The sequence below is a fragment of the Bradyrhizobium ivorense genome, from assembly GCF_900696085.1.
Classification (GTDB): Bacteria; Pseudomonadota; Alphaproteobacteria; order Rhizobiales; family Xanthobacteraceae; genus Bradyrhizobium; species Bradyrhizobium ivorense.
Genome location: NZ_CAADFC020000004.1, coordinates 598,459 through 613,569 on the forward strand (window position 1 = coordinate 598,459; position 15,111 = coordinate 613,569).

Here is a 15,111-nt window from a genome sequence, read left to right on the forward strand (position 1 = left end):
GCAGCGAAATCTGGGATTCTCACCGCGGATAAAGAACCCGGATTGCGCTTCGCTCCATCCGGGCTACGGGGCAGGGGCCATTCGCCCGTCCGTTGGGCACCCCATGCCCGTTGTTAGTGCTTGATGTCGACCGGCCGCAGTGTTCTGCTCAAAAAAGCTGCTGGAGCCCTCGGTCCGTGTCGATCTTCGTCGCGCTGCATCACGTCACGCACTACAAATATGACCGGCCGATCGATCTGGGGCCCCAGACCATTCGCCTGCGGCCCGCGCCGCACACGCGAACGCCGATCCTGAGCTATTCGCTCAAGGTCACCCCCGCCAATCACTTCGTGAACTGGCAGCAGGACCCGCAGGGCAACTGGCTCGCGCGCTACGTCTTTCCGGAGAAGGCGACCGAGCTCAGGATCGAGGTCGACTTCACCGCCGAGATGACCGTGATCAATCCGTTCGACTTTTTCGTCGAGCCCTACGCCTACAGCTTTCCGTTCGACTACGCCGGCGACCTCAAGACCGAGCTCGCGCCCTATCTGGAGACCGAAGCGCCCGGTCCGCTGCTTGCCGCTTATCTGGAAGGGATTCCGCGCGCGGCCGACTCGACCGTCAATTTCCTGGTCGAGCTGAACGCGCAGCTGCAGAAGAGGATCAGCTACGTCGTCCGCATGGAGTCCGGCGTGCAGACGCCGGAACAGACGCTTGCCGCGGGGGCGGGCTCATGCCGCGACTCCGCCTGGCTATTGATCCAGGCGCTGCGCCACCTCGGGCTCGCCGCACGCTTCGTCTCCGGCTACCTGATCCAGTTGCGGCCCGACCTCGATCCGGCCGAGGGCCCGCGCGAGGTCGAGACCGATTTCACCGATCTGCACGCCTGGGCCGAGGTGTATCTGCCGGGCGCGGGCTGGATCGGCTTCGACGTCACCTCCGGCATGCTGACGGGCGAAGGCCACATCCCGGTCTGCGCCACGCCGCACTACCGCTCGGCCGCGCCGGTGACCGGCACCGCTGGCATCGCCAACGTCGATTTCAGCTTCGAGATGAACGTCAGAAGGATCCGCGAGGTGCCGCGGATCACAAAACCGTTCTCCGATGAATCCTGGGCGCGTCTCGACCGGCTCGGCGAGCAGGTCGATGCCGACCTGAAGACGCACGACGTGCGGCTGACCATGGGCGGCGAGCCGACTTTCGTTGCGATCGACGATCCGGAGGCGGCCGAGTGGAACATCGCCGCGCTGGGGCCGACCAAGCGTGCGCTCGCCGACGCATTGATCCGCAAGCTCCGCGCCCGCTTCGCGCCGGGCGGCCTGCTGCATTACGGCCAGGGCAAATGGTATCCGGGCGAAAGCCTGCCCCGCTGGGCGTTCGGTCTCTATTGGCGCAAGGACGGCAAGCCGATCTGGAACAATGCCGAGCTGATCGCGCCGATCGACAATCCCTCGAAGGCCGACATCGGCGAAGCCAGGCGTTTTGCCGAGAGCGTCGCGCGCAGGCTCGGCCTGAGCACTGACTATGTCGCGCCCGCTTACGAAGACCCGGCGTTCTGGCTGCAGCGCGAGGCGGGCCTGCCCGCCAATGTCAGCCCCGCCAATTCGAGGCTCGGCGATCCGGAAGAACGCGCGCGCCTCGCGCGGGTGTTCGACGAGGGCTTTACGGAGCCGAAGGGTTTTGTGCTGCCGATCCAGCGCTGGAGCCCGCTCGGCGATCGGGTGCCGGCGCGCTGGCGCAGCGAGCACTGGAAAATCCGGCGCAGCCATCTGTTCCTGTTTCCCGGCGATTCCCCGCTCGGCCTGCGGCTGCCGATCTCCTCGCTCGAATACGTTCCGCCCGACGATTATCCCTACATCGTCGAGCCCGATCCGATGGCGCCGCGCGACGCGCTGGCCGAGATCGATGCGGAGCTGCTGCAGGCGCTGAAGGAGATTCCCGAACCGCTGCCGGTGCGCACCGCGATGTCGATCGAGCTTCGCGACGGCGTGCTGTGCGCCTTCGTGCCGCCGGTCGAGAAGGTCGAGGACTATCTCGATCTGGTCGCCGCCATCGAGGCGACCGCCGAGGAGTTGCAGCTGCAGGTGCATGTCGAAGGGTATCCGCCGCCGTTCGATCCGCGCATCGAGGTGATCAAGGTGACGCCCGACCCCGGCGTGATCGAGGTCAACGTGCAGCCCGCGCAAGACTGGCGCGAGGCCGTCGACATTACCCTCGGCGTCTATGAGGATGCCGCGAAGATGAGGCTCGGCGCCAGCCGCTTCCTGATCGACGGCCGTCACACCGGCACCGGCGGCGGCAATCACGTCGTGGTTGGCGGCGCGACACCGCAGGATTCGCCATTCCTGCGCCGGCCCGATTTGCTGAAGAGCCTCGTGCTGTATTGGCAGCGGCATCCGTCGCTGTCCTATCTGTTCTCCGGCATGTTCATCGGCCCGACCAGCCAGGCGCCGCGCATCGACGAGGCGCGGCATGACGGGCTCTATGAACTGGAAATCGCGCTGGCGCAGACTCCGCCGCCGGGGACGGACGCGCCGCTGTGGCTGGTCGACCGCCTGTTCCGGCATATCCTGGTCGACATCACCGGCAACACCCATCGTGCCGAGATCTGCATCGACAAGCTCTATTCGCCCGATGGCCCGACCGGCCGGCTCGGCCTCGTCGAATTCCGCGCGTTCGAGATGCCGCCCGATCCGCGCATGTCGCTGGCGCAGCAGCTTCTGATCCGTGCGCTGATCGCCAAACTGTGGCGCGAGCCGCAGCAGGGCAGGTTCGTGCGCTGGGGCACCGCGCTGCATGACCGCTTCATGCTGCCGCATTTCCTGCGGGAGGATTTTTTGGGTGTGCTGGCCGAGCTCAAGCAGTCCGGCTACGCCGTCGAGGCCGAATGGTTCGAGGCCCAGTTCGAACTCCGCTTCCCCGCCTTCGGCCGCGTCCATCACGGCGGCGTCGGCCTCGAACTGCGGCAGGCGCTGGAGCCCTGGCATGTGCTGGGCGAGGAGGGCGCCTCGGGCGGCACCGTGCGCCATGTCGATTCCTCGGTCGAGCGGGTGCAGGTCAAGGCGACCGGCTTCGTGGAGGGCCGCCACGTCATCGCCTGCAACGGCAGGCGGATGCCGATGACCGCGACCGGACGCGCAGGTGAGGCGGTCGCCGGCGTCCGCTTCAAGGCCTGGCAGCTGCCCTCAGGCCTGCATCCGACCATCCCGGTGCATGCACCGCTGACGTTCGATCTGATCGACACCTGGAACGGCCGCTCGCTCGGCGGCTGCGTCTATCATGTCGCCCATCCCGGCGGCCGCAACTACGAGACCAAGCCGGTCAATTCCTATGAGGCCGAGGCGCGGCGGCTGGCGCGCTTCCAGGACCACGGCCACACCCCGGGTACGATCGAGATTCCGCCGGAGGAACGCACAATTGAGTTTCCGTTGACCCTCGACTTGCGGTCCCCACTCCTGCAGTAATTGGCCACAGCGCGATGAGGCCGGAGTTGAATCATCGTGCCTCAGGGCTTGGTTTGAGCATGATCGTTCCGGAAGGCCGCGCCGCGCTTGTCCGGATCATGCTCGAAGGGAGAGGCAATGACCGGATCGGGTGGCCAGGGAGACGGCCAAGGCGGCAGTCAGGAGAGCAGGGCCCGTCCCGGTCGGCGCCGGATGGCGCAGTGGACGCGCGACTATGTCCGGCTGCCGGGCATTCCCGACGAATATATCGCCCAGGACGGTGCGCCGCGGCCGGCCTGGACCCGATTCTTTGACGCCTTCGCCGCGCTGTCGCCCGGCGACATCGAGCGCCGGTTCGCCTCGGCGGATCGTCATCTGCACGAGGCCGGCGTCACCTATCGTGCGCCCGGCGACACCGCCGACCGGATCTGGCCGCTCAGCCATCTGCCGCTGATCATCGATGCCGCCGACTGGCGGCAACTCGCGGCCGGCATCGCGCAGCGTGCGCAGCTCCTCGAAATGGTGCTGGCCGATCTCTACGGGGAGGGCCGTCTCGTCGCCGATGGCGCGATTCCTGCCGCGGCGATCGCCGGGAGCAGCGAGTATCTGCGCGCGGTCAGCGGCATCAAGCCGCCCGGCGGCCGCTATTTGCACCTCTATGCGGCCGACATCGGCCGCGGGCCCGACGGCCGCTGGTGGGTGCTCGGCGACCGCACTCAGGCGCCCTCGGGCGCGGGCTATGCGCTGGAGAACCGCCTGGTGCTGTCGCGCGCCTTCTCCAATCTCTACAAGTCGATGAATGTCGAGCGCGTCGCGCCGTTCTTCGAAGCGTTCCGCGATTCGCTGCGCGCCAGCGCCGACCGCGATGAGCCGCGGATCGGCCTGCTGACGCCCGGCGCATTCAGCGAGACCTATTTCGAGCACGCCACGCTGGCGCGCTATCTCGGCTTCCTGCTGGTCGAGGGCGACGATCTCGCGGTCTCCGGCGACCGCGTCCACATCCGCACCGTTGCCGGGCTGAAGCGGCTCGACGTGCTGCTGCGCCGCGTCGATTCCAACATGCTCGACCCGCTCGAGCTCGACGCTTCGTCCTATCTCGGCGTGCCCGGCCTCGTCGAGGTGCTACGCAAGGGCGGCGTCGTGGTCGCCAACATGCCGGGCTCGGGCGTGCTGGAGGCCAAGGCGCTGCTCGGCTTCCTGCCCAATCTCTGCCGCCGCCTGCTCGGCGAGAACCTGATGGTGCCGCACATCGCGACCTGGTGGTGCGGCCAGCCGCGGGCGCGCGAGGAGGTGCTGTCGCGGCTCGACGAGTTCGCGATCGAAGGCGCCTATGGCCGCGGCACTCCGGATTTTTCCAGCAACGGCCCGGTGCTGCCAGGTGAGTTGTCGGCGCCGGATCGCGACCGGCTGAAGCACGCGATCAGCGAGCGCGGCATCGATTATGTCGGCCAGGAGCTGGTGCGGCTGTCCACGACGCCGGTCTGGGAGAATGGCCGGATCGCGCCGCGCCCCTTTGTGCTGCGGGTGTTCGCCGCGGCGACGCCGAATGGCTGGACCGTGCTGCCCGGTGGCTTCTGCCGGATCGCCGAACGGGCGGATGCCCGCGCGGTGTCGATGGGCGATGGCGCCGTGTCCGCCGATGTCTGGGTGGTTTCCGACAAGGCGGTCGCCACCTCGACCTTGCTGCCGGCGGTCGACACGGTGCGGATCCGCCGCATCGCCGGCGTGCTGCCGAGCCGTGCCGCCGACAATCTGTTCTGGCTCGGCCGCTATCTGGAGCGCGCCGAGGCGACGATCCGGCTGATCCGCGCGCTGTGTACGCCGTTGCGCGATCCGGCGCGGGCGAATTCCAGCGGCAGCGCACCGACGCTGCATTCGGCCGAGCGCATCCAGCGCATGCTGGTGGCCTGGGGCGCGAGCTCGCAGTCCGCGCGCGCCAACCCCGCGAAGGTCGCGCTCGAAGCGCTGCAGAGCGAGGAAAAGTTCGGCTCGGCGCTGTCGCTGGTGCGATCGGCGCAGCGCACCGCGACCGGCCTGCGCGAGCGACTGTCGCCGGACGCCTGGCAGGTCATCACCGAGATGGCCGACCGGCTCGCGATCGAAGTGTATGACGACGACGGCGTGGTCAGCGCCGCCGAGCTCACCCTGCAGGAGCTGGCGAGCTTTGCCGGGCTCGCGCAGGAGAACATGAACCGCGCCGCCGGCTGGCGCTTCCTCGACATGGGCCGCCGCGCCGAGCGCGCCGTCAACACCACGCGCTTTGCCCGCCAGTTCGCCTATGACGAGGCCGGCGACGAGGATCTCGACGTCCTGCTCACGCTGGTCGACTGCCAGATCACCTACCGCTCGCGCTATCTGCTGCAGCCGCTGCTCTCACCGGTCCGCGACCTCGCGGTACTCGATCCCTACAATCCGCGCTCGGTCGCATTCCAGGTCGCCGGCCTCAACGAGCACATCGCCGCGCTGCCGAGCCTGAAGGAGCACGGCCTGATCGAACGGCCACAGCGTCTCGCCGTTGCCGTCGAGGCGATGTTGACGACGGCTGAAGCCGCCAGCCTCGATGTCGGGACGCTGTTTGCCCTGGAGCAGGATCTGCTCCAGCTCGCCGATGCGATCGGTCTGCATTATTTCCCGCATGGTCCGAATGCCAGCCGGCCGGAGAAGCTCACGGGGCTGGCGTGATCTACGACGTCCGTCACGTCACGACCTACAGCTACGAGACCCCTGTCAGTTTCGCGCGCTGCTCGCTGCGGCTGGAGCCGATGAGCGGTGACGGCCAGCGGCTGATCTCCCACAGTGTCGACATCCGCCCGAGGCCTGCCGAGCGCACCGTGCGGCGCGACTTCTTCGGGACGCTGACCGAAAGCGTCCTGATCGAGACCGCGCACCGCAGTCTGCGCATCGATTCCCGCTCGCGCGTGTCGGTCGAGCGGCTGGCGCCGGCGCGCGATGCCGCAAGCCCGCCCTGGGAGCGGGTGCGCGAGGCCGCCTTCGCGGCGTCGAGCCTGAAAGCGGCGTCGCCGGTTGGTTACGTCTTTGCCAGCGCGCTGGTGCCGGTGCTGCGGCCGGTGACGGAGTATGCTTTTGCCAGCTTTCCGCCGGATCGCGGCATTCTCGCCGGTGCCGCCGATCTGATGCGCCGCATCCGCAGCGAGTTCAAATACGATCCGAAGGCGACCGTGATCTCGACGCCGCTGCGCGACGTGTTCGAGAAGCGCCGCGGCGTCTGCCAGGATTTCGCCCATGTGATGATCGCAGGCCTCCGCGGCCTCGGCCTGCCCGCGGCCTATGTCAGCGGCTACCTGCGCACCGTCCCGCCGCCGGGCCAGCCGCGGCTGCAGGGCGCGGATGCGACCCATGCCTGGGTGTCGGTCTGGTGCGGCAGCGAGCTCGGCTGGATTGGCTTCGATCCCACCAATGATTTGATGGTTGGAGGCGACCACGTCGTGCTCGCCATCGGCCGCGACTTCGCCGACGTCTCGCCGGTCGACGGCGTCATCGTCGGCGCCCGCAAGCAAAAGCTCAACGTCGCGGTCGACGTGCTGCTGGTGGAGTGACGGGGAGATGGGCGCCGCGATCAGGCCACGCGGCGTTTGCCCGATTTGTCCCACCCGATCGGACCGACCACGACACGGTCGCGGCCCTCGCGCTTGGCTTCATAGAGGGCGAGGTCCGCGGCCTTGATCAGATCGCGCGACGTGCGCTCGTCGTCCGGAACGAGGCAGGCCAATCCGACGCTGATGGTCGGCAGCTGCGGATCGGATCCGCGCTCGGCCGTCAGCCTGGTGCGAATCTGTTCCGCCACCTCCAGCGCGCCCGCCTTGCCGATGCCCGGCAGCAGCACGGAAAACTCCTCGCCGCCATAGCGCGCGCCGAGGTCGGTGACGCGCTTGGTGCTGGTTGCGATGCACCGCCCCACGGTGGCAAGCACCGCGTCGCCGGCCTGGTGCCCGTAGGTGTCGTTGAAAATCTTGAAATGATCGACATCGATCATCAGCAGCGAGACCGGCGACTTAGCACGCATGCCGCGGCGCCATTCGGCGTCCAGCGTATCGTCGAGACGGCGGCGGTTGGCGAGGCCGGTCAGTGCATCGGTGCTGGCGAGGTGCGCGAGCCGGTCCTCGGCCGCGGCCCGCCGTTTGACGGCTGCCAGCAAATAGAACATCAGCACGATCGAGAAGCCGCCGAGTGCCGCCACCAGGGTGCCGATCAGCCAGAACTGTTGCCACCAGTCGGCATAGATGCCGTCGATCGCGAGGCCCTCGGCGATGAGCAGCGGATGATTTCCGACCTGCTGGAAAACGTAGAGCCGGCTGACATGATCGACCACCGATTTCGTCACATAGGAGCCGGATCGTCGTGCCGGAAACTGCTTCAAGGCCTGCGATTCCTTGATGCTTTGTCCGATCTTGGTGATGTCGAACGGTGCCCGCATCAGCATCGCGCCGTCGGTGTTGAACAGCGCCATGCTGTCGCTGGGACCGAAGTTCAGCTTGCGGAACAGATTGTGGAAGTAGCTGAGCCGCATGCTGCCGGCGACCACGCCGGCGAACGAGCCGTCGCTGTTGGTGATGCGCCGGCTCAGGCTGATCAGATACTCCCCCTCCGGCGTGACCCAGGGCGGGCTGATGTACAATCCCATGGTCGCGCGCGTGTGGACCCGGAAGAAATCATGCTTGGCGAAATTGGCCTGCCGCGGCACCGCCGTCGTGGAATCGAGCATGACGTCGCCGGCCGGGTTCAGCACGAGAATCGAACCGAGATCCTTTGCCGTGGCGGCGCGGTCGAACAGCACGACCTGCCGAAGCTCCGGGCTGATGCTGTTGATTTCCGGCAGTTTCACGCCGTCGGCGACGGCCTGCAGCGAGAGATCGTAGAGCTCGATGTTGCGGTCGATCTCGCTTGCGATGCTGGCGACGAGGTTGGTGGATGCTTCCCTGGCGTGCTGGTAGTCCTTCTGCGCCATCTCCCTGAGGATGGCGGCGCAGACGGCGCAAAAGCAGAGCACCAGGCCGATGCCCAGGGCGAGCAGCCGTTTGGCCGGTACCGCCGTCCGTCGTGGCATGAGCCCGTGCATTGCTCGCATCCCGAAGTTCCCAGCACCCCCGTGCTTCAGGGAATTTGATAGGGGTATCGGATTGAGAAACCCGGCGCGAACCGGACGCAATTTATTCGAGCGGCTTTACGCAGGATTAACCACGGCGGGGGGCTGGAGCGCCGGTTTCCCTGCGCCTCTGTTTCGAGAGAGGGCGGAAAACGAATGGCAAAGCTCGGGCAATTCATGTCGCGAGATCGCGGACTCACACTTTCACCCCGTCATCCTGAGGTGCGAGCCTCTTCGGCGAGCCTCGAAGGATGAATCGGCCACCAGCCGGGCCGTGCATCCTTCGAGACGCGGCCAAGTGGCCGCTCCTCAGGATGACAGTGTTGGTTTGCTCAACTTGCTCGGTGTCATCACCCGGCTTGACCGGGTGATCCAGTATTCCAGAGACGCCGGTGATAGAAGCGAGAGGCCGCGGCGTACTGGATCGCCCGGTCGAGCCGGGCGATGACAGCGGTGGGTGAGGACAAAGCTTCACACCCTCTCAGGATGACGGTGTGAAGGGGCTTTCGCCAGGACGACATAGCGGCCGGACCTACGTCCCGGTCCGCCGCGGCTCCTCGGCGGCGTCGGCGCGCAGGTTGCGGAAGAACTGCTCGACCTCGCGCGACAGCGTTTCGGCGGTCGCGGTCAGGTCGCTCGAGGCTGATAGCACCGACTCGGCGGCATGGCTGGTCTGGCCGATGTCGTCGCGCAGCGAGCCGATATTGACCACCAGGGTTTCGTTGCCCTGCGCGGCCATCTGCGCGTTGGCAGAGATTTCGCGCGTCGCCGCGTCCTGCTGGCCGATCGCGCTGGCGATGTTCGTCGTCACGCTGCTGATCTCGCGCACCGCCTGGCCGATGTCGCGCACGGCGGCAACCGAATTGCGGCTCGATGCCTGGATCAGGCCGACATTCTCGCCGATCTCGGCGGTCGCCTTGGCGGTCTGCCCGGCCAGCGCCTTGACCTCATGCGCGACCACGGCAAAGCCGCGGCCGGCCTCGCCGGCGCGGGCTGCCTCGATGGTGGCGTTGAGCGCGAGCAGATTGGTCTGCTCGGCGATCGCCTGGATCAGGCTCAGCACGCCGTCGATGCGCTGGGTGGTGGCGGCAAGCCCCTCGATCTCGCTGATCGACCGGTCGGTGCGCGCACCGGCCTGCTCGACCGCGCCAGACGACTGCTTGACCTGCCGGCCGATCTCCTCGACAGAGGCGGAAAGTTCTTCGGCCGCGCTTGCCACCGCCGAGACGTTGCTGGACGCCTGTTCGGTCGCGCTCGCCGCCGCCACGGCACGGCCGCTGGCATTGGCCGCGACGCTGGCAATGGTCCGCGCGGTCTCGCGCATCGTGGTCGCATTGTCCTGCACCGCGCGAAGCACCGAGCCGATCGTGCCGCGGAAGGTCTCGACGGAGGTCTCGATGTGCCGGCTGCGGGCGTCGCGCGCCGCGGAGTCCCGCACCACCTGGGCGTTGAGGCTGCGGTTGCGGTCCATCGCCTCCTGGAACACCTTGATGGCGCGCGCCAGTGCGCCGATCTCGTCGCTGCGGCCGGTATGCGGCACCTCGACATGATCGGCACCCTCGGCAACGCGCTTGATGGTCGTGGTGATCTGCGACAGCGGACGCGCCACCGAGCGGGCGATGATCAGCACGCCGAGCAGGACCGCGATCAGCGCCGCGGCGCCGAGCCCGGTCAGCACCAGGGCCATGTTGCGGTTGAGGTCGGTCTGCCGCGCCAGCTTCTTGCTGCGCTCGGCATAGACCTTCGACAGCGCCTCGAGATCCTTGTTCAGCGCGGTGCGCACGTCGCGGTTGGCGTCGTTGTCGCCCCATTCGCGCCCGGCGGCGGCGCCGATCTCGACGCCGCGGCGCACCAGTTCGGCGCGGAATTCGACGAACTGCTCGACACGCTTCTTGAACGCCGCGAACTGTTCGGCATCGTCAGCCTGGACAAGCGCTTCCCAGTTTTTGACCACCGCGAGGATGCGGTCGTTGAACCTCAGCAGGCCTTCGCCATACTTCTTCACGGCCGCCTGTTCGGTCGACATGTAGATGCCGCGGGACTCCGTGACGACAGCATAGACCAGCGAGTTGATCCGCTCGACATTGAGGGCGGCCCGGCTCGCGAGGTCGACGGCCTCGGTCAGCTCGGTGTTGCGCCGCGCGTAGTATTCGGACAGGACGGTGATCGCCGCGGTCAGCAGTGCGATCAGGGCAAACGTCGAGTACAGCTTCGCTGTGAGCGAGAATCGGGACGCCATCGAGGACCGGAAAAATGAGGCAGGGGATGAATAGGGGGCAGGCATTGAGGGCACTCCAAAAAGGCCGGGGAGTACCTTCGGCCGCTACGATTTATGGAAAATCTTCATGGACATTTCCTTAACGCGCGAGCTCGGCATGGTTACGATTTTCGAAACTTTTCCGAGTAATAACAGCCGTTTACCTGCCTTGCTGTCGCCCACGAGCTAACCTCCGGCGCCCCGCCGCAGCCCCTTTTCGCGTCCCGCCGGCCTCACCAAATGTCGTCATCGCGCGGCGGCATCCAACATGGAACGGCATTCGCAATGCGGTGTTAGGTTACGCCGACCTGCCCAGGGTCCGAACTCGCCATGCTCTACCGCCACACCGTCGACACCACCAACTACGCCTTCGATGGCCTGCGCGACCTGCTCGCCAAGGCCTCGACGCCGCGCTCCGGCGACCGGCTGGCCGGCATCGCCGCCGACAGCGCTGCGGAAATGGTCGCCGCGCGGCGCGCGCTTGCCGACATCCCCCTCAAGCAGTTCCTCGATGAGCCGGTGATCCCCTATGAGGATGACGAGGTCACCCGCCTGATCCTCGACAGCCACGATGTGGCGGGCTTCGTCCCGGTGTCGTCGCTCACCGTCGGCGGTTTCCGCGACTGGCTGCTGTCGGATGCCGCCACCGGCGATGTTCTGAAACGGATCTCGCGCGGCGTTACGCCCGAGATGGTGGCGGCGGTCTCGAAGTTGATGCGCAACCAGGATCTGATCCTGGTCGCGAAAAAGTGCGAGGTGACGACCAGCTTCCGCAACACCATCGGGCTGCACGGTCGGATGAGCACGCGGCTGCAGCCCAACCATCCCTTCGACGATGCGAGGGGCATCACCGCCTCGATCCTCGACGGCCTGCTGCTCGGATCGGGCGATGCCTGCATCGGCATCAATCCGGCGAGCGACGATCCTAACGTGATCGCGACCCTGCTGAAGCTGCTCGACGACATCATCACGCGGCTGCAGATCCCGACCCAGGCCTGCGTGCTCACCCATGTCACGACCACGCTCGGCCTGATCGGGCAGGGGCTGCCGGTCGATCTCGTGTTCCAGTCGATCGCCGGCACCGAGGCGGCCAACCGCAGCTTTGGCGTCGACCTCTCGTTGCTGCGGGAAGCGCGCGAAGCGGGGCTGTCGCTGCGCCGCGGCAGCGTCGGCGACAATGTGATGTATTTCGAGACCGGCCAGGGCTCGGCGCTCTCGGCCAACGCCCACCACCAGGTCGACCAGCAGACCTGCGAGGCGCGGGCCTACGCGGTGGCGCGCGCCTTCGATCCGCTGCTCGTCAACAGCGTGGTCGGCTTCATCGGGCCCGAATACCTCTACGACGGCAAGGAAATCATCCGCGCCGGGCTCGAGGATCATTTCTGCGGCAAGCTGCTCGGCCTGCCGATCGGCATCGATATCTGCTACACCAATCACGCCGAGGCCGACCAGGACGACATGGACAATCTCCTGACCTTGCTCGCGGCTGCTGGCGTCAACTTCATCATGGGCGTACCGGGCGCCGATGACGTTATGCTGAACTATCAGTCGACATCGTTTCACGATGCGCTCTATGTCCGCGATCTGTTCGGCCTGAAGCGGGCGCCCGAATTCGACGACTGGCTGGTCCGTGCCGGTCTCGCTGGGCCGGACCTTCGTCCCGTCGCCGATGCAGGGCGGCTGCCCGAATTCGCAGCAAAGCTCCTGACCTGAGGTGAGATTGAACTCCCGCATGGAGCAACCATCTCAGCCTTGTGACGTTAAAGGTGCCACAATGTTGAAGAATTTCTGGCCCAGCGTTCGCAGCCATGGTTAGATTTGTGGTGCTTCGGTTGAGGGCGGATTGATGAGAGCTGAACGCATGGAGACGGTGCGGCGTATCCTCTGCGTCTTTCCGCGCTACACGTCGTCCTTTGGGACCTTCGAACATTCCTATCCGCTCACGGACGGCGTCAGGGCATTCATGCCGCCGCAGGGGCTGTTGCTGATCGCGGCCTATCTGCCCGAGAACTGGCCGGTCCGCTTCGTCGACGAGAATTTGCGTCCGGCGACGCAGGAGGATTTCGAGTGGGCGGATGCGGTGTTCGTCAGCGGCATGCACATCCAGCGCCAGCAGATGAACGACATCTGCCATCGCGCGCACGACTATGATTTGCCGGTGGCGATCGGTGGCCCGTCGGTTAGCGCCTGCCCGGACTACTATCCCGCATTCGATTACCTCCATGTCGGCGAGCTCGGCGATGCCACCAATGCGCTGATCGCGCGGCTCGCCGAGGACACCACGCGGCCGGACGCGCAGGTGGTGCTGACGACCGTCGACCGCCTGCCGATGACCGAGTTTCCGCTGCCGGCCTACGAGCTCGCCGAGACAAAGAGGTACTTTCTCGGCAGCATCCAGTTCTCCTCCGGCTGCCCGTATCAGTGCGAGTTCTGCGATATCCCCGGCCTCTACGGCCGCAACCCGCGGCTGAAGTCGCCGCAGCAGATCATTGCCGAGCTCGACAAGCTGCGGGCATGCGGCATGACCGATACGGTCTATTTCGTCGACGACAATTTCATCGGCAACCGCAAGGCCGCGGTCGATCTGCTGCCGCATCTGATCGAGTGGCAGAAGAAGACCGGCTATGTCACCCGGCTGGCCTGCGAAGCCACGCTCAACATCGCCAAGCGGCCCGAGATTTTGGAGAAGATGCGCGAAGCCCGCTTCGTCACCATCTTCGTCGGCATCGAGACGCCCGATCCCGACGCGCTGAAGGCGATGCACAAGGACCAGAACATGATGGTCCCGATCCTGGAGGGCGTGCGCACCATCAATTCCTACGGCATGGAAGTCGTCTCCGGCATCATCATGGGGCTCGATACCGACAAGCCCGAGACAGGCGATGCGCTGCTCTCCTTTGTCGACGAGTCCCGGATACCGCTGCTCACCATCAACCTACTGCAGGCCTTGCCGAAGACGCCGCTGTGGGATCGCCTCGAGAAGGCCGGCCGGCTGATCGACGACGACAGCCGCGATTCCAACGTCCAGTTCCTGCTGCCGTATGACGAGGTGGTCAGCTCGTGGCGCAAATGCATGGAGATCGCCTACGAGCCGGCAAAGCTGTTCGCGCGCTACCAGCATCAGTGCGACTACACCTACGCCAACCGCCTCCAGGTGCCGGTCAGCCCGGAGATGAAGACCTGGGCCAACATCCGGCGCGGCCTGATCATGCTGCGCAACATCTTCTGGAAGGTCGGCGTGCTCGGCGACTACCGGCGGGTGTTCTGGAAGTTCGCGCTGGGGCGGATCAAGCGCGGCGACATCGAGGGCCTGATCGGGGCGACGCTGGTCGCGCATCACCTGATCACGTTCGCGCGCGCGGCCTCCAGCGGCCGGCAGAACGCATCGAACTACTCGCTCCGGTTGCGCGAGGCCTCCGTCCCTGCCGAATAGCCGCATGACGATACCGCCGGCCCCATCGTCCGATTCGCTCACCGATCTGCGCGGGCTGACGTCGGCGCGCGTCGGCCTCGGCCGCGCCGGCGTCAGCCTGCCGACCGAGGCGCTGCTCGCCTTCACGCTCGACCATGCCCGCGCCCGCGACGCGGTCCATGCGGCGTTCGATGCCGCTGCCATCGCGGCCGGTCTCGCCGGCCTTGGCCTTGCGCCGCGCGAGGTGTCGAGCCAGGCGCAGATCCGGCGCGACTATCTGCGCCGTCCCGATCTCGGGCGCATGCTCGATCCCGCATCGCGACGATCGCTCGAGGCCAGCGGCATCACCTCGTGCCGCTGCGCCATCGTGATCGGGGACGGGCTGTCGCCGACCGCAGTCAACGTCCATGCCGTCGAATTGCTCCGCGATCTGCTGCCGCTGCTCGCCGCCGACAAGGCCGAGCCGGGCGCGGTGCTGATCGCCTCCGGGGCGCGCGTTGCGCTCGGGGACGAGATCGGGGCCATCATCGGCGCGCGCATGCTGGTGATGCTGATCGGCGAACGGCCGGGCCTGTCGGCGCCCGACAGCCTCGGCGCCTATCTGACCTTTTCGCCGCGGATCGGCCGCACCGACGCTGAACGCAACTGCGTCTCCAACATCCACCGTGCCGGGCTGAGCTATGCCGAGGCCGCATTCAGGATCGCCTGGCTTGTGCGCGAGGGTCTGGCACGCCAGATCACGGGTGTCGCACTGAAAGACGAGAGCGGCGGTGGATGGTCCCAGAATGCGTTACCCGGCTGTGGCAAATCAGCTACTTGACGCCGCTTTTCGGCAGTTTTGTACCCATTTGGGCAGGCTCCCGCGCTTGCGAGCAGGGGGACGGACCTGTAAAACCGGCGCCGGTCAATATTCGCG

Annotated in this window: 8 protein-coding genes; 6 read left to right on the forward strand and 2 right to left on the reverse strand. The window is 66.6% G+C overall.

Going from position 1 to position 15,111, the window contains the following annotated elements:
* Positions 1-176: 176 nt before the first annotated feature.
* From CI41S_RS03650 to CI41S_RS03660, 3 genes are all read left to right on the forward strand, one after another.
* Positions 177-3,443, forward strand: coding sequence for a transglutaminase family protein (locus CI41S_RS03650; RefSeq protein ID WP_139857468.1), 3,267 nt, complete (start codon positions 177-179; stop codon positions 3,441-3,443).
* Between the two features lie 117 nt (positions 3,444-3,560).
* Positions 3,561-6,104 carry a circularly permuted type 2 ATP-grasp protein gene (locus CI41S_RS03655; protein WP_139857469.1) on the forward strand — a complete coding sequence of 848 codons (2,544 nt, stop codon included), beginning with the start codon at positions 3,561-3,563 and terminating at the stop codon, positions 6,102-6,104.
* Positions 6,101-6,979 (forward strand): transglutaminase family protein, encoded by an 879-nt coding sequence (locus CI41S_RS03660; RefSeq protein WP_139481977.1) that lies wholly within the window; start codon positions 6,101-6,103, stop codon positions 6,977-6,979. The genes CI41S_RS03655 and CI41S_RS03660 overlap by 4 nt, the downstream gene beginning before the upstream one ends.
* A 20-nt stretch (positions 6,980-6,999) precedes the next feature.
* On the opposite strand, the gene CI41S_RS03665 is transcribed toward CI41S_RS03660, so the two are convergent.
* Both CI41S_RS03665 and CI41S_RS03670 read right to left on the reverse strand, forming a co-directional pair.
* Positions 7,000-8,499 (reverse strand): sensor domain-containing diguanylate cyclase, encoded by a 1,500-nt coding sequence (locus tag CI41S_RS03665; RefSeq protein ID WP_139857470.1) that lies wholly within the window; start codon positions 8,497-8,499, stop codon positions 7,000-7,002.
* 559 nt (positions 8,500-9,058) lie between these two features.
* Positions 9,059-10,765, reverse strand: a complete 1,707-nt coding sequence (locus CI41S_RS03670; RefSeq protein WP_139857471.1) for a methyl-accepting chemotaxis protein — start codon at positions 10,763-10,765, stop codon at positions 9,059-9,061.
* A gap of 348 nt (positions 10,766-11,113) precedes the next feature.
* Between CI41S_RS03670 and CI41S_RS03675 the strand changes: the two genes are divergently transcribed.
* The 3 genes from CI41S_RS03675 (at position 11,114) to eutC (ending at position 15,015) form a co-directional block, all read left to right on the forward strand.
* Positions 11,114-12,496 (forward strand): ethanolamine ammonia-lyase subunit EutB, encoded by a 1,383-nt coding sequence (locus tag CI41S_RS03675; protein WP_139857472.1) that lies wholly within the window; start codon positions 11,114-11,116, stop codon positions 12,494-12,496.
* A gap of 133 nt (positions 12,497-12,629) precedes the next feature.
* Positions 12,630-14,216, forward strand: a complete 1,587-nt coding sequence (locus CI41S_RS03680; protein WP_139857473.1) for a B12-binding domain-containing radical SAM protein — start codon at positions 12,630-12,632, stop codon at positions 14,214-14,216.
* A gap of 4 nt (positions 14,217-14,220) precedes the next feature.
* Positions 14,221-15,015 carry an ethanolamine ammonia-lyase subunit EutC gene (eutC, locus tag CI41S_RS03685; RefSeq protein WP_139857474.1) on the forward strand — a complete coding sequence of 265 codons (795 nt, stop codon included), beginning with the start codon at positions 14,221-14,223 and terminating at the stop codon, positions 15,013-15,015.
* Positions 15,016-15,111: the final 96 nt, after the last annotated feature.

What these genes read in the sequence shown, in the direction of transcription:
- CI41S_RS03655 (WP_139857469.1), top strand. Translation starts at nt 3,561, where the DNA reads ATGACCGGATCGGGTGGCCAGGGAGACGGCCAAGGCGGCAGTCAGGAG.
- CI41S_RS03665 (WP_139857470.1), bottom strand. Translation starts at nt 8,499, where the DNA reads ATGCACGGGCTCATGCCACGACGGACGGCGGTACCGGCCAAACGGCTG.
- CI41S_RS03670 (WP_139857471.1), bottom strand. Translation starts at nt 10,765, where the DNA reads ATGGCGTCCCGATTCTCGCTCACAGCGAAGCTGTACTCGACGTTTGCC.
- CI41S_RS03675 (WP_139857472.1), top strand. Translation starts at nt 11,114, where the DNA reads ATGCTCTACCGCCACACCGTCGACACCACCAACTACGCCTTCGATGGC.
- CI41S_RS03680 (WP_139857473.1), top strand. Translation starts at nt 12,630, where the DNA reads ATGAGAGCTGAACGCATGGAGACGGTGCGGCGTATCCTCTGCGTCTTT.
- eutC (WP_139857474.1), top strand. Translation starts at nt 14,221, where the DNA reads ATGACGATACCGCCGGCCCCATCGTCCGATTCGCTCACCGATCTGCGC.